Raw genomic sequence first — 21,649 nt, 5'->3', positions numbered from 1 at the left:
CAACGGCGACAGCAATTTGTGGAGCTAGCTAATATCTAGCTAGCAATTATCAGGCCACGCGCTTGATGGAGTCGCCGAGGATCGAGACGATGTCGTCGATGTGCGACTTCTCAACGATCAAAGGCGGCGACAACGCCAGCGAGTCGCCGCTCATGCGGAAGTAGAGGCCGCGGTTGAAGCAATCGACCATGATGTCGTAGCCGCGCGCGCCGACGACACCATCGCGCGGCGCGACTTCGACCGCACCCATCAGGCCCTGGTTGCGGATGTCGACCACGTTCGGCAGGCCCTTCAGCGAATGCAGGGCATCGCGCCAGTAGTCGGCGAGCGAGGCGCCGCGGGTCAGCAGAGCTTCGTCCTTGTAGATGTCGAGCGTGGCAAGACCCGCCGCGCAGGCCACCGGATGCGCCGAATAGGTGTAGCCGTGGAACAGCTCCATGGCGTTGTCCGGGCCGACCATCAGCCCGTCGTGGATCTGACGGCTGGTGAACACCGCGCCGCACGGCACGGTGCCGTTGGTGATACCCTTCGCGGTCGTCATCATGTCGGGCGTCACGCCGTAGAAGTTGGCGGCGAACGGGGTGCCGAGGCGGCCGAAGCCGGTGATGACCTCGTCGAAGATCAGCAGGATGCCGTGCTTGGTGCAGAGCTCGCGCAGGCGCTGCAGATAGCCCTTCGGCGCCGGCAGCACCGCGGTCGAACCCGGCACCGGCTCGACGATCACCGCCGCGATGGTGTCGGCGCCATGCAGCGCCACCATCCGCTCGACATCGTCGGCGAGCTCGGCGCCGTGCTCCGGCTGATCCTTGGCGAAGGCGTTGCGGGCGAGATCGTGGGTATGACGGATGTGGTCGACGCCGGGCAGATGGGTCGCGAACTGGCGGCGGTTGGCGACCATGCCGCCGACCGACATGCCGCCAAAGCCGACGCCGTGATAGCCGCGCTCGCGGCCGATCAAGCGGGTGCGGCTCGGCTGGCCGGCGGCACGATGATAGGCCAGCGCGATCTTCAGCGCGGTATCGACCGATTCAGAGCCCGAATTGGTGAAGAAGACGCGATCCAGCCCCTTCGGGGCGATCTCGGCGAGCCGCTCGGCGAAATCGAACGCCAGCGGGTGGCCCATGTTGAACGAGGGCGCGAAATCCAGCGTCGACAACTGCCGCTCGACCGCGGCCGCGATCTGCGGGCGGCCGTGGCCGGCGTTGACGCACCACAGGCCGGCTGAGCCGTCGATCACCTGCCGGCCGTCGACCGAGGTGTAGTACATGCCCTTGGCGGAGGAGAACAGCCGCGGCGCCTTCTTGAACTGCCGGTTGGCCGTGAACGGCATCCAAAACGAGTCGGTCTTGATGGTGTTCGGAATCTGATGAACGGTCACGGCGGCGCTCCATTGCTGACTGATGCTAGTCGGACCACTCTTCCAGGCACTCAACAAGTCCTTTTCTGCCGCAGCGCAAGCCATTGATCTTGTTGAGGCGGTCTGCCAAGATTTGTTCGATCCGCAACACCTGCAACAAAGATTTGCCAAGGGGACTGCCATGAGCGTCGACATCGGCGGTCGGCTTCGATTCATCCGCGCGCGGCACAAGCTGTCGCAGCGCGAGCTCGCCAAGCGCTCCGGCGTGACCAATTCGACGATTTCGCTGATCGAATCCAACCAGATGAACCCGTCGGTCGGCGCCCTCAAGCGCATCCTCGACGGGATCCCGATGGGGCTTGCCGAATTCTTCGCGATCGAGCCGGAGCGGCCGCGCAAGGCGTTCTATCGCGCCGACGAGCTGACCGAGATCGGCAAGAAGCCGATCTCCTATCTGCAAATCGGCGACAGCCTGTTCGGCCGGGCGTTGCAAATCCTGAAAGAGCGCTACGAGCCCGGCAGCGACACCGGCCGGGTGCCGCTGGTGCATGAGGGCGAGGAAGGCGGCATCGTGGTCTCGGGCCGGCTCGAGGTCACGGTCGACGACGAGCGGCGGGTGCTCAACGCCGGCGACGCCTATTACTTCGAAAGCCGCCGCCCGCACCGCTTCCGCTGCATCGGCGCCAAGCCATGCGAGGTGATCTCGGCCTGCACGCCGCCGACATTTTGAACCCGGCGCGCGCGGCGGGCGACCCAAGCCGCAGGGGCCGCATGGCGCGGCCGTGCGGGTGACGTCGATGCCTTGCTCTCCACGGTTTGCGGCCGCCGTCGCGGCCATCGCGGTCCTTGCATCCGGCCCGTCCGTTGCGTTGGACGATGATCTGCGGGCATCAAGCAGCGGGCCGACCGCGATCAGGCTGTGCGGCGATAGCGGCGACAGCACGATCAAGACGGCGGACTGCAGGAAGGCCGGCACCGACAGGCTGGTGACGCAGATCGACAGGGCGTTCGACGTGGCGCTCGGCAAGATGCCGGCGAACGTCAAGCCGCTCTTGAAGCGCGACCAGGCCTGGTTCAACGAGATGATCATCGACGCCGCCGAGGTGCTGGCCGATAGCGACGCGGACGAATTGAAGGAGAGCTTTGCGCAAGCCCTGCGCCGCCGCGCCGCCGCGCTTGAGGGAATGGCATCCGGCCGTCCCGGCTTCGCCGGCAACTGGGTCAACGCTTTCGGCAACATCACGCTGACGCCTGCCGACGGCGGCGCCTATCGCCTCGCCGCCGATCTGCGCGGCGACTATGGCGGCGACCGCAGGCGAAGCTGCAAGCTCACCGCCGACCTGAAGCCTGCGGGGAGTGGCTGGCTCGCCGGCACCGTGGTGATCAATACGGACACGGCGGCCGACAAGCCGAAAGCCGACGCTGCGGCCGCTCCCGCCAGGCCGCCGTCACTCAAACTCCGCCGCCAGGGCGAGACCTTGCGGATCGTCGGCAGCATCGACGACGAGGAGTGGGACGGCTTCGCCGACTGCTCGTCGATGTGGCAGGTCACCGGCAGCTATTTTGCCGCCGGCAAGGATACGGCATCCGACCGGGCGGACACCGCCTTCGTCGTCCCGACCTTCGACTGCACCAGGCCGGAGACGGCGACCGACGAGGAAATCTGCGCCGACCCTGATCTGGCCGACAACGACCGGCGGCTGAACCGCGCCTGGAAGGCGTTGCAGCCGCACCTCGACGAAGCGACGCGGCGCGCGCTGATCGACGACCAGCGCAACTGGGTGAAGAGCCAGGCGCAGCAATATCCCGAATTCCTGCACCCGGCCTGGAACAAGCAGAGCTCCCAGGTTCACTTCACCGTCGATGGGCGCGACCACGTCGACGAATTGCAGCGCGAACGCCTTGCGCTGCTCGAAGGCTTTGACGACAAGCGCAGCGGGCTTGCCGGCATCTGGCTCGCTCATAACGCCATCATCAAGATCACCACCGAGAGCAACGGTACCTTGAAGGCGACCGGATGGAAGTGGGACCAGGGCGACTGGAAGGCCGGCTGCGACTACGAGATGACGGGCAAGATCGTCGGCGGCACGTTCCGCTCCGACGAGCAGCGCAAGAACCCCGACACGCTCGAGCGCGACCACGCCATGCTGATCGTCAACCGGCAGGACGATCTGTTCGCGAAGAAGCGCTACTCGAACAAGGACGGCACCGAGAGCAAGGACGCCGACGAAGCGAAATGCAAGCGCCGGCTCGACAACTCCTCGACCGCGCGGCTGTTTCCCGCCCGCCCCTCGCCGGACATCGATAATTTCAAGGGCTCGATCAGATAGAGCGTCTTCAGGCGAAGTGGATACCGGTTCGCGTGACGAAAACGCGTCAAGACAACGATCCAGAGACCCGTTCCGATTCAATCGGACCTGAATGGCTCTGATCACACGACAGTATCACAGATCGCGCGTCTGCCGGTCGCCCCACGCAATAACGGCGGCAATGGTGGCGAACATCGCGGTGACCGCGATCATGACGAGGATGGTGTCGAGAGGCATGGGTCGTCTCCTGCATGTGATGGAGAGACCTAGCGCGCCTGCGCGCGCATCGCCTTGTGCTGGATCAAAAGCCGACGCCGCAGCGTCAGCTCGCGCCGCTCAGCTTGAGCCGTTCGAGGTCGAGCAGCCGCACGCCATCGGGCACGATCAACACCACCTTCTCGCGCGCAAGGCGGGTCAGCGTGCGGCTCACCGTCTCGATGGTGAGACCGAGATAGTCGGCGATGTCCTGCCGGCTCATCGGCAGCGGCACGGTGACGGACACGCTTCCGATCCGGGCGTATCGCGTCTGCATGTTGAGCAAGAATGCAGCGATCTTTTCCTCGGCACTGCGCCGTCCGAGCAGCAACATCTGGTCCTGCGCCAGGCTCAACTCGTGCCCCGCGAACTCATGCAGGCGGCGCAACAGATGCGGCTTGCCGTCGACATAGGCGAGGAACGCCGATCGCACGAAACGGCAAACCGCGACGTCGTTGACCGCCTCCGCGGTGACGCCGTAGCGGTCCTGCAGCGCAAGTCCGAGGAAGTCGCCCGGCAGCGCGAAACCCACGATCTGACGGCGGCCGTCGGGCAATGATTTGTAGAGCCGCACGACGCCGTCGGTGACATTGAACACGCTGCCCGCCAGCGCACTCTGCTCGAACAGCGTTGTTCGTGCCGGAACCTGCTTTGCCTGGCTGATCCGGTCGAGCTCCTCGAGCTCGGACGGCTCCAGCGCAGCGCAGACGCTGAACAGCCTGACCTTGCAGTCCTCGCAACCATTCGTGGCGCGGCCGTGCCTGCAGTCGGAACGCGTCGCGCCTGCACAGGAATCCTGCAGTGGCTCGGCAATGCTCATGGCTTCGGGTGTCCGCTTGGTTGGGTGCTTGACACTATCAACCCCGATTTGATCTGGATCAACCGCCGGCGGCATTGATGCAGATCAATGCTGCGCCGCGCTTTCCCCAGCAGTTTCGCCATCATCGGGGAATCCGGCGATGAACGAGCAATTCCAGGCACTTCCGATCGACCATCAGCATGCGATCGTGGCCTATCCGCTGGTGTTCATGCATGATGCCAGTATTACCACGGATCAGTGGCTGCGGTTCGTGCGCCGGCGCTGCCGCGGCAGCTCGCCCGAGACCGGGCTGATCGCGATCCGCGATCGCCGCGGCGTAATCCATGCCCTGTTCAGTTACCGCATCGACAACGACCTGCGCGTCCGCAAGCGGCTCAGCATCGGCGACCTGATCGTCGCGCATCTGCCCGGCTCGCGGATCGACGACGCGGTATCGAACGTCATCGCCGAGGTTTCGGCGCAATACGGTTGCCAGATCGTCACCATCGAGCAGCCATTCGCAACGCGTCATGCGCGGCACGCCGGATGCCCGACTGCCGAGGCGCTGCGGCACCATCGGCGCGTCAACTGACATCGCGCTGCGTGGCCGTTCGGAGCCAGCCGCCGAATGCGCCTGCTCCGTTGCCGCCGCGGTCGTGCGGGAGTAGCCTTGCGGCGGCTGGAAGGTCGACTGTCGACGGTGCCACCGCATGCGCATCATCCTGATGTTCGTCGCTATTCTGCTCGGCTCGCTCGCTGCCGCAGCGGCCGACGACGTCGGCGCCGCGCAGGCCGTGATCCGCGCGCAGGAGCAGGCGTTCGGCCGCGACGACGCCGCGGCGGCCTATTCGCATGCCGCGCCGGCGATCCGGCAGATCTTTCCGCAAGCCGACATCTTCATGTCGATGGTGCAGAACCAATACGCGCCGGTCTATCGGCACAGGAGCTTCGAGTTCGGCGAGGCGCGCAGCGACGGCGGCCGGATCGCACAGCGCGTCCATATCGTCGACGCCAATGGCGAGGCGTGGGAGGCGCTCTACACGCTGGAGCGGCAGGCCGACGGCAGCCTGAAGATCACCGGCTGCTCATTGCTCAGGGCCGGCCAGGCGGTGTGATCGAGAATTACGCCAGCGCCACCCGCTGCCGCGAGCGCATCATGAGCAGCAGGATGATGCTGACATTGAGCAGGTTCCAGGCGAGGCCGTTGGCGAAGGCGGCGGCATAGGAGCCGGTGGCGTCGAAGATCACGCCCGAAATCCAGCCGCCAAAGGACATACCGAACACCGAGGCGAAGATCACGATGCCGATCCGCGTCGCGGCCTCCGACGCCGGCATCGCCTCGCGCACGATGATCGCGTAGCTCGGCACGATGCCGCCCTGGAACAGGCCGAACATCGCCGAGATGATGTAGAGCGAGGTCAGGCTGTCGAAGAACAGATAGAACAACAGCGCCGCGCCTTGCGCGATCGAGCCGATCAGCAGGGTGCGGATGCCGCCGATCCGGTCGGCGAGGAAGCCGGAGCCGATCCGGCTGATGATGCCGAAGCCGAGCATCAGCGACAGCATCTCGGCGCCGCGCGCCACGCCGTAGCCGAGATCGCCGCAATAGGCGACGATATGGACCTGCGGCATCGACATCGCCACGCAGCAGGAAATCGACGCGAGCGACAGTATCGCGGTCAGCGCGTTGGTGGAAAGCTTGAGGTCGACCCGGGGTGGCGCCGCGTTGCCATGGCTGCGCCTGGTCGCCGCGCCCATCAACACGCGCAGCACCATGAGTGCCAGCAACATCGCGATCGCGGTGAAGATGCCGATTGCAATATGGGTGGTGCGCCAGCCGACACTCTGCATGCCGAAATTGACCAGCGGCGGCCACACCGTACCGCCGACGTAATTGCCGCTCGCGGCGATCGCGACCGCGAGGCCGCGGTAGCGCTCGAACCAGTGCGACGCCTCCGCCATCAACGGGCCGAAGGTCGCCGCCGACGACAGGCCGATGGCAAAATGCAGCAGGATGAAGGCCCAGATCGACGGCGCGTAGCCGGCGCCGACATAGCCGAGGCCGAGGATGCCGATCCCGGCGCCGATCGCCGCGACGATGCCGTAGCGGTCGCTGATCTTGCCGGTCACGACCTGGCCGAGGCCGAAGCCGAGCATCACCATGGTGAAGGCGAGCGAGGCCGTTCCGCGGGTCGCGCCGAAGTCGGTCTGCACCACCGGCAACGCCACCACGACCGACCACATGCCGACGCTGCCGAGCGAGCCGATCACCACGGCCACGACAAGGCGCAGCCATGCCCGGCGCGAGTCGGGAATGAACGTAGCGACTTCAGGGGAAAATTCAGAAGAAATTACCACGGCAGGCGGAACTTCGTCGGCATTCGCCTCCGGGTCAAGCCACATTGCCGAGAGATTAGGCATGCGCCAGCAAGGGGACGCCGCCCCTTGAAACGGCACGCTCCGCGGCGGATTCGCGCGCGGCTAGCGTCGCATCAATTCCCGAAGTTCGGGTCCTGCGACTGGAACGGGCCGCATTTGGCGCGTTTCGCAAACCGCTGATCGAAATCGACCGTGCCCCCGCCCACCGGAATCTGTGTCGGCGGCAGTCCCCTTGTGTACTGGTCGACGGTCACCGTCTTCTTGTCCGCGCTCATCGTGACGCGAACCGGCTCAAGCGGCTTGCCCTTGTTGGCCTCGGTCAGGTCGAGCGCGTAGTAGCCGATCACCGTCTGGCCGGCGCGCAGGCCTTGGCCTGCCAATGCAACCGATAGCGGTAGATAGACCTCCATCCTGACGCCTTCGCCGTCGCACGCCAGCATGCGCATCATGGCGGCGTCCTGGCCCGGAGGCTTTGCGGCAGCGCCCGTCGCGACGGAAAGGGTGACAGCCGCGACAGCCCCGAAACCACCAATCCAGGGTTTGCCGGTCGTTGCCGCCGCACGGTCTCCTTGGCTTGTCATGGATCCCCCGACACGAAGCGACTTGCTCGGTATTTCGTCTGACGTCGAGGCTTGGACGGTCGAGTAGAGGCGTCGATTGCTCGACGCCCCCCTCACAGATCCGGACGTGCAGCTTTCCCGCATCCGGCTCCTCTGACGAGTAGCTTGATCAGACCATTTGGTGACGCCAGTCGCGTACATGCCCGATCGGTATCGGGAAGACCTTCAGGATCGCGTTGAACCGCTCCCACGACAGCTTCGGCCGTTGGCTTCGCCGTAGTAGGACCCGCCGCCACGCCTTCATTACCTGAAGACGGAAGCGACCAAGGCAGGTGCTGTTGCCAGGGATGCCGAAGTAGGCGTAGTACCCACGCAGCACCGCAGCCAGCCACCTGTGCTGGTCGCGGAGCCGTTGGTGCATCCGTTGCCTCATCTCCTGGCGCAGTTCCTTCAGCTTGCGGATCATCCGCTTCCTTTGGGTCTTCTGGCAGAGGAGAAAGCGTCCGTCCCTGGTCTCGCCGCAGTAATGCGTGAAGCCCAGGAAGTCGAACACCTCCGGCCGCGCCCTGCCCTTGCGCCGACGGTTTTCTTCAGCAAACCGTCCGAACTCGATCAGCCGCGTCTTGTCCTCATGAAGATGAAGACCGAACTTGGCCAGTCGCTCCGCCAAGGCCGCCATCATCGTCTCTGCATCCTGCCGTCGCTGGAATAGGAGCAAGTAGTCGTCGGCATACCGGACCAGCCGTACCTGACCGGTCGCATGCCTCCGCTTCCATTGCTCCACCCAGAGATCGAGCACATAATGCAGGAAGATGTTGGCGAGCAGCGGGCTGATGCCCGCGCCCTGGGGCGTTCCTTCCACCGTATCGGCGTACACGCCATCCTCCAGGATGCCGGCACGGAGCCATTGGCCAATCAGCCGCAGGACTCTCGGGTCGGCAATCCTGTGCGCCAGCATCCGCAGCAGCCAGGCGTGGTCAACGCTGTCAAAGTATCTGCGGATGTCGGCATCGAGTACCCAGTTCACCGGCTCCGTCGTAATGGCCTCGCGCACCACCCGCAGCGCCTGATGAGCACTGCGTCTGGGTCGGAAGCCAAAGGAGCAATCGAGGAAGTCGGCTTCATAGATGGCGCTCAAGACCTCCGCCACCGCGCCCTGGACGATTTTATCTTCCAGCGCGAGGATGCCGAGAGGCCGCTGACCGCCGTCAGCCTTAGGGATGTACGTCCGGCGAACCGGCAACGGCCGATAGCGGCCGCCATGGACCCTGTCGGCTAGATCGCGAAGATTACCCTCGAGGTCTTGCCCGTAGGAGTCCACTGTCACCCCGTCTACCCCGGGCGCCGCCTGCCGCCGCAGCCGTCGATACGCCCTTTCGAGCGCAGCGACGTCAACGTGGTGCAGCAGCGCCGTGAACCTAGTCTGGCGCGACCGTTTGGCCGCCTCATTCACCCTGGTGAGATTGGCTGACAGGATGACCCGGCTCTGTGTCCGGTCCCGTGCCTGCTCACCGGAGTTTCCCATCAGTCGGGGCCTTCCCTCCGGTCGACTCGTTGCCTTCGCCGCCATCGACAGTACTACGCCCCGATCCGCCACCCTGCCGTGCCTGAGGAACGGCCTCTGCTTTTCGCTCGGCCAATTCCCCCTCCGGTGACGAGCCGAAGCACATGACAGGGTTTCTCAGGTTCCCATGATTTCTGTGCGCGCGTGATGTGGTCTCCGACCCCGGCGGCCCAGAACCTGCTCGCCTTTAGCGCAGATCCCGGTATTGCCTTCGACTTTTGAAGCAGCCTCGGCGACCGCGACGATCCGATTACGTGGCCCAATACACACCCTGCACGCTTGCTGTCTACGCTTGGTCCTGCCGTTACCGGTTCGGACCCAAGACTCGCTACGAGGCGTCTGGCTAAGACTTACCTCGGCAGAACTTTCATCCGCTAGACATCATGAGCTTCTCCTGACGCACTTCAAATCCCGGTCCGTCCTCCCTCCCCGATCGGCGCCCCCGTGCGCCGCCGCGGCGATGTTTGGGCGATCGGGCGTCAGCGCTTCCTGTACCGCCGGACCGGTTGCTGCTATGATCCCGGCCTACTTGAACTGATCCGGTTTTTTTGAAGCGGAAAGCATTCTGAAGCGCCTGCATTGATCACCGACAGTCATATGGAGGTTTGCCATGGCTTCTGACTGGCGTCTCGAAGGCGAATGGATCAAGAACTGCAATTGTGCATTTGGCTGCCCCTGCGATTTCAATGCGCTGCCGACGCATGGTTCCTGCAAAGGCATGGTCGGCATGCGGATCACCAAGGGGCATTTCGGCAGCACCAAGCTCGACGGCCTGGTGTTCGCGGCAACCGTCGACTTTCCCGGCGCGCTTCACGAGGGCAACGGGCAGATGCAGCCGATCATCGACGAGCGCGCCACGGCGGAACAGCGCGAAGCGCTGTTCAACATCCTGTCCGGCAAGAATTCGGCCGAAGGCACGCTGTTCCAGATCTTCAGCCTGATCGTGACCAAGATCCATGATCCGGTGTTCGTGCCGATCGAGTTCTCCTTCGACAAGAACGGGCGCGTCGCCAAGCTCGTCGCTAAGGGCGTGCTGGAGACCGAGGTCGAGCCGATCAAGAATCCTGTCACCGGCACGCCGCATCGCATCCAGGTCGTGATGCCGGAGGGGTTCGAGCATAGGGGGGCTGAGGTGGCCTCCTCCAACATCCGCTCGACGGGGGCGATCAAGTACGAGACCAAGGGCTCGCACAGTTCGCTCGCCAACGTCGTGCAGACGCCGGACGGCGTCGCGGCCTGACACAGCCGGGCGCGGTTCGGCCGTTCGGCTGCTGGGATCCCAACATGAGCGAGACATCGGCGCTCGAAAACGTCCTGCGGCATGACCGCCTGATCTTTGCAGGCGGCATCGCCGCGGTGATGGCGCTGGCCTGGGCCTATCTCCTGGCCGGCGCCGGCATCGACATGAGCATGGCTGATATGCCGATGGATCCGACGCCATGGACGCCTTCCTATGCCGTGCTGGTGTTCGTCATGTGGTTGACGATGATGGTCGCCATGATGATCTCGAGCGTCGCGCCGATGGTGCTGCTGTTCGCCGCCCTGAAGCGCAAGCAATCGGCAACGCCCTCTCCCTTCGCTGAGGCCTGGATCTTCCTGTGCGGCTATCTCGTGATCTGGGCCGGCTTTAGCCTCGCCGCGACGCTGGCGCAATGGCAACTCGACCTCGCCGGCCTCTTGTCGATGGCGATGGCTGCTACCAGCGCGACGCTCGCCAGCGGCGTCCTGCTGCTGGCCGGGCTCTACCAGTTCACGCCGCTCAAGCGCGCCTGCCTGCGCTACTGCCAGAGCCCGGTGCTGTTCCTGAGCCGGCACTGGCGACCGGGCACGGCCGGTGCGCTGCGCATGGGGCTGCGGCACGGCCTTTATTGCCTCGGCTGCTGCTGGTTCCTGATGGCATTGCTGTTCGTCGGCGGCGTGATGAACCTGCTCTGGATCGTCGGCATCACCGTCTACGTCGCCTGCGAGAAGCTGCTCCCGGTCGGCCACCGCCTCAGCTATGCCGCCGGCGCCGCGTTGATTGTGGCGGGACTGATCGTGCTCGTGCATACGACTTGAGAAAGTGTCCGGACGTGTAGGAATATCGATCGCGCGACGGCGATCATCCTGTCGAAGAAGATTGAAAGCAGTGCGAGCTGGTTCACACTTGCCAATCGTCATCCGTGCCAAGATCGTTCGGACGGTGGATTGTGCGTCGCAGGCCGGCAGCGCTGCTTGTGACGGAACTGACGAGCGACAGACGCTCGCGTGCTGGCGTCAAGCCAGATGCCCCACGCCCCTGGCCGTCGCACCGAGAGAACCGCATGCATTTCATCGGAGGTACATCATGCATACCTTGCCCGCAGAATGGCTACCCGTTTCAACTGCGCCAGCAGACCGGGATCTCGAAGTCTGTGTCCTGGACTATGATGGAATGGTCCATGCGCTCGTGTTCCCCTGCCACAAGGACGGCGCCGACTGGGTCGTTGGTTCAAATGACCACGTCCATGTTCAACCGACGCATTGGCGCAGTTGGACTGAGCCCGCCTAAAGCGGGCCTCTGCACCGCCGGGCGGACCCGGCGCAGGGCCGCCGGGGACGCTCCATGGCGCCCGGACGAGTTACCGCCATCGCGCCGCACGGGCACGAGCCCCGGTGCGGCGTCAATCTCGCGCCAGCCCATGAAATCGGCTAGACTTGTCGCGTGAGGTTCAAGGGTGGGCCAGGAGGCTCGTCATGGAATCACACGTGATCCCCTTTGAAAATCGCTGGACCAACGGCAAGCATGCCTGGGAGTGGCACTGCGAGCTCGAGCGGCTGGGCGTGCCGACGGTCCGGACGATGTACTGCGAGCATGAAACGCACCGTCGCAACAAGTCGGCGGTGGTGTTCGACATCCCCGCGGGCTTTGTCCACGACTGGCTGGCCTTTCATGACCGGCGCGCCGCCCGGCAGCAGTTCTTGTGGCGCGCCAGTGTCATCACGCTCGGCATCATCGCCGCATCGGGCGTCGTGCTCGGTGCGCTCAGATAGAGGCCGCAAGGCCGGCGGCCTCATCCGTGGCCATCCTTCGAGACGCCCGCCTTTGGCGGGCTCCTCATCAGGATGACGCGTTGTTGCGGGGCAAAATCCTGGTCTGGACCCTCATGGTGAGGGCGGCGCATCTCGACCACGAGGCCCTCTCACCCCTGCTTCCGGCCGCGAATCCCCCTGCCGGCGCCTGCGACGACCCGTGCGGTCGCGCGAAAGCCCTTATTAACCCTTTGCTAACCATACACCCGGCAAGAATTGCCGAGTGAAGTCGAGTGTCGTCGAACGCGTCTAACGGGCGGAGACCCCCGTGAACGCCAGCGCGGTGCCTCACTTTCGGAACGGCGGCCCTGCGGCCGTCGCGCAGACGCTTGGCGGCCGCAGCCGCCAGTCGCGGGGGAGAGCGGCTACCATGGTCGACGTCACGGCGGGTCAGGGCACGGCAGGCAAGAGCGGATTGCCGAGCCTCGGCGAGATCGGCGACATCCTGAAGCGCGGCGATATCGCGCTGGCGATCGGCGTCCTCACCATCCTGGTGGTGCTGATCCTGCCGCTGCCCTCGATCGTGCTCGACCTTTTCCTGGCGGTCTCGATCACGGTCTCGATCCTGATCCTGATGACCTCGCTGTTCATCCAGGCGCCGCTGGAATTCTCGTCGTTTCCGACCATCCTGCTGATCTCGACCATGCTGCGGCTGTCGCTGAACATGGCCTCGACCCGGCTGATCCTGAGCCACGGCCATGAGGGCACGGCGGCCGCCGGCCACGTCATCGAGGCGTTCGGCAACTTCGTGATGGGCGGCAACTTCGTGATCGGCATCATCGTGTTCGCGATCCTGGTGATCGTGAACTTCGTGGTCATCACCAAAGGTTCGGGCCGCATCGCCGAAGTCGCCGCACGCTTCCAGCTGGACTCGATGCCCGGCAAGCAGATGGCGATCGACGCCGACCTCTCCGCCGGCCTGATCGACGAGAAGGCCGCCAAGGAGCGCCGCAAGGCGCTGGAAGACGAGAGCGGTTTCTTCGGCGCCATGGACGGTGCCTCGAAATTCGTCCGCGGCGATGCCATCGCCGGTCTTTTGATCGTCGGCATCAACATCGTCGGCGGCATCATCATCGGCGTCGCCCAGCAGGGCCTCTCCTTCAGCGAAGCCGCCCGCACCTACACCGTGCTGACGGTCGGCGACGGCCTCGTCACCCAGGTGCCCGCGCTGATCGTGTCGACCGCCGCCGGCCTCCTGGTCTCCAAGGCCGGCATCACCGGCGCCGCCGACAAGGCGCTGATGCGCCAGCTCTCCGGCTATCCGCAGGCGCTCGGCATGTCGGCCGGCGTGATGCTGGTGCTGGCGCTGCTGCCGGGCATTCCGACGCTGCCGTTCCTGGCGCTGGGCTCCGGCGCCGCGGTGCTAGCCTGGAACGCACGCAAGCAGAAGCGGGCTGCGAAGGCGGCCGAAACGGCAGCCGCCGCCGCCCCTGCTGCAGCCGCGGCCGCCGCCGCTGCGGCCGCGGAGGAGCCGATCGCCGCCGCGCTCAAGATCGACGACCTCAAGATCGAGCTCGGCTACGCGCTGCTGCCGCTGGTCAACGGCCCCGACGGCACCGACCGCCTGACCGAGCAGATCAAGGCGCTGCGCCGCTCACTGGCCATCGAGATGGGTTTCGTGATGCCGGCGGTGCGCATCCTCGACAACGTCCAGCTCGAAGCCAACAGCTACGTCATCAAGATCAAGGAAGTCGACGCCGGCACCGGCAAGATCTGGCCGAGCCAGTTCATGGTCATGGACCCGGCCGGCAACCAGGTGCAACTGCCCGGCATCCACACCATCGAGCCGACCTTCGGCCTGCCGGCGACCTGGGTCGACGCCGGCCTGAAGGAAGAGGCCGCGCTGAAGGGCTACACCGTGGTCGACGCCGCCACGGTGCTGTCGACGCATCTGACCGAGCTGCTCAAGACCAACATGGCGGACCTGTTGTCCTACGGCGAGGTGCAGAAGCTCTTGAAGGACCTGCCGAAGGAGCAAGGCGAGCTGATCAAGGACATCGTGCCGGGCCAGGTCACGGTGTCGGGCATCCAGCGCGTACTGCAATTGCTGCTCGCCGAGCGCATCTCGATCCGCGATCTCTCGACCATCCTCGAAGGCATCGCCGATGCGCTGGCGTTCTCGCGCAATCCGGCCACCATGGTCGAGCACGTCCGTGCCCGGCTGGCCCGTCAGATCTGCGCGCAAAACACCTCGCCGAACGGCTATTTGCCGCTGATCGCGCTGTCGGCGCGCTGGGAGCAGGCGTTTGCGGAATCGATCGTAGGCACCGGCGACGACCGCAACCTGGCGATGCAGCCCTCGAAACTGTCGGAGTTCATGACCGCCGTGCGCAACGCCTTCGAGCAGGCGGCGCGCGAGGGCGAGGCGCCGGTCCTGGTGACGTCGGCCGCGATCCGGCCGTTCGTTCGCTCACTGGTGGAACGGTTCCGCTCGCAGACCACCGTCCTGTCGCAAGCCGAGATCCATCCCAGGGCCCGGCTGAAGACGGTCGGCAGCGTCTAGAGCCTGTTGTTCCGGAGCGTTTTCTGCACGCGGGACGGGCGTCCAGCTCGCGCGAAAACGCGCTAGCGGCCGCAAATCACTTGGGTTTTCGTCTGTGCTTTCTCGCCACAGGCAACTGATTTATGCAGACAGGTCCGGAACGGCCCTATCTGGGATGCAGCATCCCAGCACAATCCCAAGACACTGATATTAAATCGCTTTAATGCGCTTTGGATTACCAAAGGGTCATTTTTGATCGCGCACGATCACGTCTCATCACGGCCTTGTGATGGCCTCTAGGGAACGGAATCGGCAAATCCTACGTTAGCGGGGTACGAGACTTGAACCGGACAACAGACCGAACCGACAGATTTACTGAGAGCAGGAAGGCGGCAGGAGACTTCCATGAACCACTCGATCTACAGCGCCGATCGTATGACGCACCTGAAGATTGTGGTCGTGGCGTTGTTCGCCGGTATCCTGGTCGCGGGTTTCGGCATCGCGGCACATAATTCGTCGGATGAGGGATACACGCAGACGGCGCGGGTCATGAAGGCCGGCAAGCCCGTCGCGATCACCAGCTCCAGCAACTCGCTGGTCCGCTAACAGGAGAGTTTCACGAATTCACGTAGTGTTCTTTACAGCCCCCCAAAGTCGCTGCGTGGATATTTAAGACCCCCAACTACCCCCAAGTTGACTATCGAAAACGCCCGCTCCCCACGGGCGTTTTCTTTTTTGTGCGGGTGGCCGACGCGACGTCTTATCCACGTCATTGCGAGCGAAGCGAAGCAATCCACTGTCACCGCTCGCTCGGAAGCATGGATTGCTTCGCTGCGCTCGCAATGACGGACGGCCACCATCGGCAACCTCTGACGATGGGCGGCTGGCCTATCGCGGCGGCGAAGCCGACGCGCCCGGCACGGTCTCGATCAGCTTGCCGGTGAAGATCGGCGCCGAGGTCGGCTGGCCGTTCGGTGAACCGCCGGCCTGCTCGACGGTCACCGCATAGGTGGCGCCGTTGATCACGTCGGAATCGTAGCCCGACAGCACCGGCCGCGCGGTGAAATCATCGGCGCCGATCACGCCGAGCGAGCGCGGCTGCGGCAGCTTGTCGGAGATCAGCCAGAGCTCGAAACTCTTGCCGGGCTCCGACGGGGCGCCGACCTTGCGGACGGTAAAATTCTTGGTGGCGCCGTCGATGGTCATGATGAAGGCCGGCCCGCCATTCTGCCCCTGCAGCAGCGCGACATACTGCGCGGACGGCGTCAATGCCGGCGCCGGCGTCTTCACTTCGACGGTCTGGATGCGCGGCTTCGGCCGGATCGCATTCGGCAGAGCGTCGGGCTTGTAGATCTGCAGGCCGAGCGTCACCAGCAGCGCGGCCGCGATCGCGGTCGCGGCCGACGCGATACCGCGCCAGCGCTTCACGCGGCCCGTCAGCGCGGTCACGTTGCGCTCGTCGAAGATGACCCGCGGCGGTCGGGCCTCGGGCAGCCTCCGGGGCTCGGGCGACTGCGCAGGCTCCGGATCGAACGCCGAGCCGAATTCGGGATCGTCCGTGATTGGCGAAGGCGGCGGCGTCTCCGTCGTGGCCGGCGTCTCGGGCAGCACCAGCGGCGCCTGCGGCGCGCTCGTGGGGCCGATCGCCGCCTTGATGTTGTCCCAGACCACCGGACGCGGCTCGACCAGGCCGACCATCTGATTCAGCGGCCCGAGCCTGAACTGCCAGCCCTGCACCAGCGCTGCGAACTCGCTGTCGACGGCCATCATGGTCTCGACCTGCGCGCGCTCCTCAGCATCGAGCGTACCGAGCGCATATTCCGCGGCGAGCGCGATATGGTCTTCGCTATAGGCCATCAATCAGAGTCCAAGACACTCCCGGATATCCATCAGGCTGCGGCGCAGCCAGGTCTTCACCGTGTTCACCGGCGTCTCGAACTTTGCGGCGAGTTGCTCGCGGCTCCAGCCGTTGTAATAGGCGAGCAGCACGAGCTTCTGACGATCCGGCTCCAGACGACCGACGCACTCCAGCAATCGCTTCAACTCTTCCGTCATCTCCCGTCGCGCCAGCGGATCGGGCTGGTCGGCTGCGACCTCCATCGCCGCCGGCTCTTCCTCCAGCGAGGCCTCGCCGCGCTTGCGCACCACGTCGATGGCGCGGTTGCGCGCGATCGACGTCATCCACGTGATCGGGGACGACAGGGCTGGGTTGAACTGCCCGGCGCTGTTCCAGATCTTGACGTAAGCCTCCTGAATGACCTCCTCGGCGAGGTCCTGTCGCCGCAAGATACGGAGCACGACGCCGAAGAGTTTCGCGCGGGTCGCGGCGTACAGCCGCTCGAAGGCTGCCTCATCCCCCTTGGCGACGGCGGCGATCAGCCAGACCAGCTCAGCCGGCGTCAGCATCTTGCGCCCTCCAAGCCCCGATCCCCCATCGCGTCATTGCCACCGTGCTGCCGATCATCCGTCCTGACCGGTGGTAGCATATTTTGGGACACCACGATCCGCCAAGGGGCTAACAAGTGGCCGGCAAGTCGGCGGCTTGTGGACAGCGCCCAGCAAAAAGCCCGGGCGATCGGCCCGGGCTCTCAATCTGGTCAGCGGAGGGAGCGAGGGTTCAGGCGATGACGCCGAGACGGGCCCGCATCAGGCCGATCGAATCCATGTCGGCTTGTTCGCGAGCGCTCTCCTCCGCGCGTTCGCGCGCCTGGTCGCGCTCGTCGAGCAGTTCGACCTTCTTCAATTCCTCGAATGCCTCCGACAGCAGCGCCTTGGCGTCGTCGAGCTGGGCGCGCAGTTCGTCGGCCGAACGGGTCAGGTTCTCGCGGCGCTGGATCGCGGCCTTGGCATAGGTCGGATAGGCGAAGTGCGTGGGGTCGTTGATCCCGGCGCGCTCCTGCTCGGTCTGGATCTCGCGCTCGAGCTCGACCGACATGCGCTGGAAGTCGGCGATCATGCCTTCGATCTGGGTAACCCGACGGCGCTTTTCGTCGACCTGAAATTTCTTCAGGCGGATCAGCGTTTCACGTGACTTCATCGACTCATACTCCCCAGAAGTCCCAAATCTGAACGCGGGACAGAGCCGGCTCCCCGCTGGGCCCCGCCGGCATAGCTATGGTGTGCCGGCGATGATGGCCTGACAAAGTTAGCGTTCCGTTTCCAAACCCGACAGGATTTGAGCCAGTTGCCGGTAGCCGTCGGGAAGGCTGGTGGACTCGTCCTTGGCCTGGCGCAGGTAGGCCTCGAGCGGCTCATGCAGCCGGATCGCCTCGTCGACCTCCGCGCTGGAACCCGGCCGGTAGGCCCCGAGCCGGATCAATTCCTCCATGTCGGCATAGGTCGCCATCACCTGCCGCGCCTTGTTGATGTAAGGCAGGAAGTTGGGGTCGGCCGACCGCGGCATGGTGCGCGACACCGACTTGAGGATGTTGACCGCGGGATAGCGGCCGCGCTCGGCGATCGCCCGCTGCATCACGATATGACCGTCGAGAATGCCGCGCACCGCATCCGCGATCGGCTCGTTGTGATCGTCGCCGTCGACCAGCACCGTGAAAATCGCGGTGATGGTGCCGTCGCCGGTGCCCGGCCCTGCCCGCTCGAGCAGCTTCGGCAATTCGGTGAACACGGTCGGCGTGTAGCCCTTGGCGGTCGGCGGCTCGCCCGCCGAGAGGCCGATCTCGCGCTGCGCCATCGCAAAGCGCGTCACCGAATCCATCAGGCACAGCACATCCTGGTCCTCGTCGCGGAAATATTCCGCGATGGCGAGCGTCAGATACGCCGCCTGGCGCCGCATCAGCGCCGGCTCGTCCGAGGTCGCGACCACCACGACCGAGCGCGCCAGCCCCTCCTCGCCGAGATCCTCCTGGAGGAATTCCTGCACCTCGCGGCCGCGTTCGCCGATCAGCCCGATCACCGAGATCGCGGCATCGACGTTGCGCGCCAGCATCGACAGCAGCACCGACTTGCCGACGCCGGAGCCGGCGAAGATGCCGAGCCGCTGGCCGCGGCAGCAGGTCAGGAACGTATTGAGACCGCGCACGCCGAGATCGAGCGGCGGGCCGACCCGCTTGCGCGAATGCGCCGGCGGCGGCGAGTTGCGGTAGGACATCGGCGAGGCGCCCTGCACCAGCGGGCCCTTGCCGTCGATCGGCTCGCCCATCGCGTTGACGACGCGGCCGAGCCAGGCCGGCGACGGCCGCACCTGGCTCGCCGCATTGGCGATCACCGCGCGGCAACCGCGCCTCACGCCATCGAGCCCGCCGAACGGCATCACCACCGCGTTCTCGCCGGAGAAGCCGATCACCTCGGCGGGGATGAAGCGGCCCGCGCCGACGTCGATCACGATGCGGGCGCCGACCGACATCGCGTGAATGGGGCCCGCGATCTCGACCATCAGCCCGCGGACGCCGACCACGCGGCCATAAATATTGACGCCGTCGATGTCGCCGATCTGCTCAGCGAGCGCCTTCATTGCGAAAACCTTAAGTTTCTGCTTTTTTGCTCCGGCCGCTTAACTTCGTGTTTACCCGCATCATTAATCATTGCGTCACTGTCTTTGGTGACTGAGGTCGCTTGCCCATCAGAAGAAGGGCGAGTCGCGAGAGTCGGTTAGGCCCGTCTCTTAATGTGGAAACTGAACGGACGCGGTTAGGAAAAGCTTCTTCTACGCAATATCTTAGGGCGATTCGACAAAAATTGCACGGTTAGAGCTTGCGCGGAGGAATCAGTTTTTGTTAACCATATCTCGTCAGGATCCGAATCAGTTGTTCAAAGGCGTTTTGTGAGTGCCGCAAGTGCGGCCGACCTGACGCCCGGAGCGGCGACTATAGGGGACTGGCATGCGCGTTTTGCTGATTGAAGATGACAGCGCCGTCGCGCAGTCGATCGAATTGATGCTCAAGTCCGAGAGTTTCAACGTCTACACGACGGACCTCGGCGAAGAGGGCGTCGATCTCGGCAAGCTTTACGACTACGACATCATCCTTCTCGACCTCAACCTGCCCGACATGTCCGGCTACGACGTGCTCAAGCAGCTGCGGGTGTCGAAGATCAAAACTCCCATTCTGATCCTCTCCGGCCTCGCCGGCATCGAGGATAAGGTCAAGGGTCTCGGCGTCGGCGCCGACGACTACATGACCAAGCCCTTCCACAAGGACGAGCTGGTCGCCCGCATCCACGCGATCGTGCGCCGCTCCAAGGGTCACGCCCAGTCGGTCATCCAGACCGGCGATCTCGTGGTCAATCTCGACACCAAGACGGTCGAGGTCGGCGGCCAGCGCGTGCACCTGACCGGCAAGGAATACCAGATGCTGGAGCTGCTCTCGCTCCGCAAGGGCACCACCCTCACCAAGGAAATGTTCCTCAACCATCTCTACGGCGGCATGGACGAGCCGGAGCTGAAGATCATCGACGTCTTCATCTGCAAGCTCCGCAAGAAGCTCGCCAACGCCTCCGAAGGCCGCAACTTCATCGAGACCGTGTGGGGCCGCGGCTACGTGCTGCGCGAGCCGCACGAGGCCGACGAGCGCATTCCCGCCTGACCTTCTGGGCCCGCAGAGAACCGCAAGGTTCGCTCCTTTCGACCTGAACCCCGCCGCAAATGGCGGGGTTTTTGTTTGGGATTGAACCGGCTGTCGGCATGCGCCGACCAAGGGAACGTGCAATCCTGCCTCGCGCGAATCCCGACGAACTCCCGGACCGCCCCGACATGATCCTGCAATCCCTCGCCGGCCTGCCGGCGTTCCTGGTCTATTTCTGCACGGCGCTGATCGCCGTGGTCGCCTACCTCTTCGTCTACACACGCGTCACGCCGCATGACGAATTCCAGCTGATCCGCGACAACGATCCGGCGGCGGCGATTGCGCTGGGCTTAAGCCTGCTCGGCTTCGTGCTGCCGGTGGTCAGCGCGATCGCCCACTCCGCCAATGTGGTGGACTGCCTGATCTGGAGCATCATCGCGCTGATCGTGCAGATCATCGTCTATTACATCGTGAAGATCCCGGTGCCGAACCTGTCGGGGCGGATCGCCTCCGGCGAAATGGCGCCGGCGATCTGGCTCGGGCTGTCCTCGCTGGCCGCAGGCGCGCTGAACGCGGCCTGCATGATCTACTGAGCCGTTGAGCCACCATGGCGCGCAAACCGAACCCGGACTTCGGCAAACGGCGACCGGTCGTGCCGGCGGTGCCGACGCCGCCGCGGCCGGATGCGCCATCCAAGCGCTCCAACCACGTCGCGCTGCTCTTGATGGGAACGCTCGCGGTCGGCGGCAGCGCCTACGCGCTGATGCCGCGGCCGAATTGCCAGCCGGTGCCGCCGACCCCGCCGGGCGTCACCGCACCGGGCGTCGTCACACCGGTCCCGCCACAACCCGGCGTCGACTGCACAACGCGCAGCTCATCGTCCGGATCGGGCGGCAGCAGCGGCTCGTCGCGCAGCAGCTTCTACAGCGGCAGCTCGTCGTCGAGCGGCACCTCCTCTTCCTCGAGCTCGTCGTCTAGCTCGTCGGTGAGCCGCGGCGGCTTCGGTTCATTCGCGCATGCTTTCGGCTTCAGCGGCAGCTGATGCATGTTGCCGTGTCATCGCCGTGTCATCGCGCTTTCGCTTGCCCGGCGAACGCAGCTGATGGAAACTCGCCATGGCTCCGCAGACGGCAAGGCAGGGATTGCGTTCATGAAACGCTCGCGCCGGGTATGGCTGAAATTGATGGGAAGTATCGCGATCGGCGCGGCGTCGATCGGCCGGACGCCAAGCCATGCCCGCAGCCACCACCATGCAGGACACGGAACGAAGGGAAAATCGGCGGAACGGTCGCCCTCCGGCGGCTTCGGCGGCGCGCCGCGCACCATCGCCCGCTACGGCGACGACGATCCGTTGCATGGCGGAAGCTGACACCA

At 64.9% G+C, this 21,649-nt stretch carries 22 protein-coding genes; 13 read left to right on the top strand and 9 right to left on the bottom strand.

Annotated features, from left to right (window positions below; all coding sequences use genetic code 11):
* Window positions 1-49: 49 nt before the first annotated feature.
* On the bottom strand, window positions 50-1,378 hold the full coding sequence (locus J2R80_RS16885; protein ID WP_035631725.1) for an aspartate aminotransferase family protein: 1,329 nt from the start codon (window positions 1,376-1,378) through the stop codon (window positions 50-52).
* A gap of 160 nt (window positions 1,379-1,538) precedes the next feature.
* Between J2R80_RS16885 and J2R80_RS16880 the strand changes: the two genes are divergently transcribed.
* Together J2R80_RS16880 and J2R80_RS16875 are read left to right on the top strand one after the other, a co-directional pair.
* On the top strand, window positions 1,539-2,087 hold the full coding sequence (locus J2R80_RS16880; protein ID WP_018273259.1) for a cupin domain-containing protein: 549 nt from the start codon (window positions 1,539-1,541) through the stop codon (window positions 2,085-2,087).
* 67 nt (window positions 2,088-2,154) lie between these two features.
* Window positions 2,155-3,687, top strand: a complete 1,533-nt coding sequence (locus J2R80_RS16875) for a lysozyme inhibitor LprI family protein (protein ID WP_253638935.1) — start codon at window positions 2,155-2,157, stop codon at window positions 3,685-3,687.
* 301 nt (window positions 3,688-3,988) lie between these two features.
* On the opposite strand, the gene J2R80_RS16870 is transcribed toward J2R80_RS16875, so the two are convergent.
* Window positions 3,989-4,741: a Crp/Fnr family transcriptional regulator gene (locus J2R80_RS16870; RefSeq protein ID WP_229191758.1), complete on the bottom strand. Its 753-nt coding sequence runs from the start codon at window positions 4,739-4,741 to the stop codon at window positions 3,989-3,991.
* A gap of 139 nt (window positions 4,742-4,880) precedes the next feature.
* On the opposite strand from J2R80_RS16870, the gene J2R80_RS16865 reads away from it, so the two are divergent.
* Together J2R80_RS16865 and J2R80_RS16860 are read left to right on the top strand one after the other, a co-directional pair.
* Entirely contained in the window at window positions 4,881-5,312 is a 432-nt protein-coding gene (locus tag J2R80_RS16865) for a hypothetical protein (protein WP_057015184.1), read from the top strand.
* 118 nt (window positions 5,313-5,430) lie between these two features.
* Window positions 5,431-5,835, top strand: a complete 405-nt coding sequence (locus tag J2R80_RS16860; protein ID WP_253638934.1) for a DUF4864 domain-containing protein — start codon at window positions 5,431-5,433, stop codon at window positions 5,833-5,835.
* Window positions 5,836-5,842: 7 nt separating this feature from the next.
* On the opposite strand, the gene J2R80_RS16855 is transcribed toward J2R80_RS16860, so the two are convergent.
* The 3 genes from J2R80_RS16855 to ltrA form a co-directional block, all read right to left on the bottom strand.
* Window positions 5,843-7,000, bottom strand: a complete 1,158-nt coding sequence (locus tag J2R80_RS16855; RefSeq protein ID WP_375162585.1) for an MFS transporter — start codon at window positions 6,998-7,000, stop codon at window positions 5,843-5,845.
* Window positions 7,001-7,212: 212 nt separating this feature from the next.
* The gene (locus tag J2R80_RS16850; RefSeq protein ID WP_229191757.1) at window positions 7,213-7,548 is read right to left on the bottom strand and encodes a hypothetical protein; all 336 of its coding nucleotides are present in this window, start codon (window positions 7,546-7,548) and stop codon (window positions 7,213-7,215) included.
* Between the two features lie 280 nt (window positions 7,549-7,828).
* Window positions 7,829-9,184, bottom strand: a complete 1,356-nt coding sequence (gene ltrA, locus J2R80_RS16845; RefSeq protein ID WP_253638933.1) for a group II intron reverse transcriptase/maturase — start codon at window positions 9,182-9,184, stop codon at window positions 7,829-7,831.
* Between the two features lie 649 nt (window positions 9,185-9,833).
* On the opposite strand from ltrA, the gene J2R80_RS16840 reads away from it, so the two are divergent.
* The 5 genes from J2R80_RS16840 to J2R80_RS16820 all read left to right on the top strand — a co-directional run bounded on the left by J2R80_RS16840 (window position 9,834) and on the right by J2R80_RS16820 (window position 15,362).
* Window positions 9,834-10,463, top strand: a complete 630-nt coding sequence (locus J2R80_RS16840) for a DUF1326 domain-containing protein (RefSeq protein ID WP_057015186.1) — start codon at window positions 9,834-9,836, stop codon at window positions 10,461-10,463.
* A gap of 44 nt (window positions 10,464-10,507) precedes the next feature.
* Window positions 10,508-11,281: a DUF2182 domain-containing protein gene (locus J2R80_RS16835; RefSeq protein WP_168856235.1), complete on the top strand. Its 774-nt coding sequence runs from the start codon at window positions 10,508-10,510 to the stop codon at window positions 11,279-11,281.
* Window positions 11,282-11,938: 657 nt separating this feature from the next.
* Window positions 11,939-12,235 carry a hypothetical protein gene (locus tag J2R80_RS16830; protein WP_028341258.1) on the top strand — a complete coding sequence of 99 codons (297 nt, stop codon included), beginning with the start codon at window positions 11,939-11,941 and terminating at the stop codon, window positions 12,233-12,235.
* A 409-nt stretch (window positions 12,236-12,644) separates the two neighbouring features.
* A complete protein-coding gene (gene flhA, locus J2R80_RS16825; protein WP_253638932.1) occupies window positions 12,645-14,777 on the top strand; it encodes a flagellar biosynthesis protein FlhA in 2,133 nt (710 codons plus the stop codon).
* A 384-nt stretch (window positions 14,778-15,161) separates the two neighbouring features.
* Window positions 15,162-15,362 (top strand): hypothetical protein, encoded by a 201-nt coding sequence (locus J2R80_RS16820; RefSeq protein WP_016848568.1) that lies wholly within the window; start codon window positions 15,162-15,164, stop codon window positions 15,360-15,362.
* Between the two features lie 282 nt (window positions 15,363-15,644).
* Here J2R80_RS16820 and J2R80_RS16815 read toward each other — a convergent pair whose 3' ends face one another.
* The 4 genes from J2R80_RS16815 to fliI form a co-directional block, all read right to left on the bottom strand.
* On the bottom strand, window positions 15,645-16,613 hold the full coding sequence (locus J2R80_RS16815) for an anti-sigma factor domain-containing protein (RefSeq protein ID WP_253638931.1): 969 nt from the start codon (window positions 16,611-16,613) through the stop codon (window positions 15,645-15,647).
* A 3-nt stretch (window positions 16,614-16,616) separates the two neighbouring features.
* On the bottom strand, window positions 16,617-17,162 hold the full coding sequence (locus J2R80_RS16810) for a sigma-70 family RNA polymerase sigma factor (protein ID WP_028335734.1): 546 nt from the start codon (window positions 17,160-17,162) through the stop codon (window positions 16,617-16,619).
* A 211-nt stretch (window positions 17,163-17,373) separates the two neighbouring features.
* Window positions 17,374-17,793: a flagellar export protein FliJ gene (gene fliJ / locus J2R80_RS16805; RefSeq protein WP_016848565.1), complete on the bottom strand. Its 420-nt coding sequence runs from the start codon at window positions 17,791-17,793 to the stop codon at window positions 17,374-17,376.
* Between the two features lie 108 nt (window positions 17,794-17,901).
* Window positions 17,902-19,227 (bottom strand): flagellar protein export ATPase FliI, encoded by a 1,326-nt coding sequence (gene fliI / locus J2R80_RS16800; protein WP_028335735.1) that lies wholly within the window; start codon window positions 19,225-19,227, stop codon window positions 17,902-17,904.
* Window positions 19,228-19,594: 367 nt separating this feature from the next.
* On the opposite strand from fliI, the gene ctrA reads away from it, so the two are divergent.
* The 4 genes from ctrA to J2R80_RS16780 all read left to right on the top strand — a co-directional run bounded on the left by ctrA (window position 19,595) and on the right by J2R80_RS16780 (window position 21,644).
* A complete protein-coding gene (gene ctrA, locus J2R80_RS16795; RefSeq protein WP_016848562.1) occupies window positions 19,595-20,296 on the top strand; it encodes a response regulator transcription factor CtrA in 702 nt (233 codons plus the stop codon).
* Between the two features lie 167 nt (window positions 20,297-20,463).
* On the top strand, window positions 20,464-20,868 hold the full coding sequence (locus J2R80_RS16790) for a DUF350 domain-containing protein (protein WP_057015189.1): 405 nt from the start codon (window positions 20,464-20,466) through the stop codon (window positions 20,866-20,868).
* 14 nt (window positions 20,869-20,882) lie between these two features.
* Window positions 20,883-21,317, top strand: a complete 435-nt coding sequence (locus J2R80_RS16785) for a hypothetical protein (protein ID WP_253625701.1) — start codon at window positions 20,883-20,885, stop codon at window positions 21,315-21,317.
* A gap of 108 nt (window positions 21,318-21,425) precedes the next feature.
* On the top strand, window positions 21,426-21,644 hold the full coding sequence (locus tag J2R80_RS16780; protein WP_253638930.1) for a hypothetical protein: 219 nt from the start codon (window positions 21,426-21,428) through the stop codon (window positions 21,642-21,644).
* The last annotated feature ends 5 nt before the right edge of the window (window positions 21,645-21,649 follow it).

It is taken from the genome of Bradyrhizobium sp. USDA 4541, from assembly GCF_024171085.1.
Taxonomy (GTDB): domain Bacteria; phylum Pseudomonadota; class Alphaproteobacteria; order Rhizobiales; family Xanthobacteraceae; genus Bradyrhizobium; species Bradyrhizobium australafricanum.
This window is presented reverse-complemented; position numbering and strand designations above follow the sequence as displayed.

Excerpts from the sequence above, each read along its gene's own strand:
- J2R80_RS16880 (WP_018273259.1), top strand. The coding sequence starts at position 1,539 with ATGAGCGTCGACATCGGCGGTCGGCTTCGATTCATCCGCGCGCGGCAC.
- J2R80_RS16875 (WP_253638935.1), top strand. The coding sequence starts at position 2,155 with ATGCCTTGCTCTCCACGGTTTGCGGCCGCCGTCGCGGCCATCGCGGTC.
- J2R80_RS16870 (WP_229191758.1), bottom strand. The coding sequence starts at position 4,741 with ATGAGCATTGCCGAGCCACTGCAGGATTCCTGTGCAGGCGCGACGCGT.
- J2R80_RS16865 (WP_057015184.1), top strand. The coding sequence starts at position 4,881 with ATGAACGAGCAATTCCAGGCACTTCCGATCGACCATCAGCATGCGATC.
- J2R80_RS16860 (WP_253638934.1), top strand. The coding sequence starts at position 5,431 with ATGCGCATCATCCTGATGTTCGTCGCTATTCTGCTCGGCTCGCTCGCT.
- J2R80_RS16850 (WP_229191757.1), bottom strand. The coding sequence starts at position 7,548 with ATGATGCGCATGCTGGCGTGCGACGGCGAAGGCGTCAGGATGGAGGTC.
- ltrA (WP_253638933.1), bottom strand. The coding sequence starts at position 9,184 with ATGGGAAACTCCGGTGAGCAGGCACGGGACCGGACACAGAGCCGGGTC.
- J2R80_RS16840 (WP_057015186.1), top strand. The coding sequence starts at position 9,834 with ATGGCTTCTGACTGGCGTCTCGAAGGCGAATGGATCAAGAACTGCAAT.
- J2R80_RS16835 (WP_168856235.1), top strand. The coding sequence starts at position 10,508 with ATGAGCGAGACATCGGCGCTCGAAAACGTCCTGCGGCATGACCGCCTG.
- J2R80_RS16830 (WP_028341258.1), top strand. The coding sequence starts at position 11,939 with ATGGAATCACACGTGATCCCCTTTGAAAATCGCTGGACCAACGGCAAG.
- flhA (WP_253638932.1), top strand. The coding sequence starts at position 12,645 with ATGGTCGACGTCACGGCGGGTCAGGGCACGGCAGGCAAGAGCGGATTG.
- J2R80_RS16820 (WP_016848568.1), top strand. The coding sequence starts at position 15,162 with ATGAACCACTCGATCTACAGCGCCGATCGTATGACGCACCTGAAGATT.
- J2R80_RS16815 (WP_253638931.1), bottom strand. The coding sequence starts at position 16,613 with ATGGCCTATAGCGAAGACCATATCGCGCTCGCCGCGGAATATGCGCTC.
- J2R80_RS16810 (WP_028335734.1), bottom strand. The coding sequence starts at position 17,162 with ATGCTGACGCCGGCTGAGCTGGTCTGGCTGATCGCCGCCGTCGCCAAG.
- fliJ (WP_016848565.1), bottom strand. The coding sequence starts at position 17,793 with ATGAAGTCACGTGAAACGCTGATCCGCCTGAAGAAATTTCAGGTCGAC.
- fliI (WP_028335735.1), bottom strand. The coding sequence starts at position 19,227 with ATGAAGGCGCTCGCTGAGCAGATCGGCGACATCGACGGCGTCAATATT.
- ctrA (WP_016848562.1), top strand. The coding sequence starts at position 19,595 with ATGCGCGTTTTGCTGATTGAAGATGACAGCGCCGTCGCGCAGTCGATC.
- J2R80_RS16790 (WP_057015189.1), top strand. The coding sequence starts at position 20,464 with ATGATCCTGCAATCCCTCGCCGGCCTGCCGGCGTTCCTGGTCTATTTC.
- J2R80_RS16785 (WP_253625701.1), top strand. The coding sequence starts at position 20,883 with ATGGCGCGCAAACCGAACCCGGACTTCGGCAAACGGCGACCGGTCGTG.
- J2R80_RS16780 (WP_253638930.1), top strand. The coding sequence starts at position 21,426 with ATGAAACGCTCGCGCCGGGTATGGCTGAAATTGATGGGAAGTATCGCG.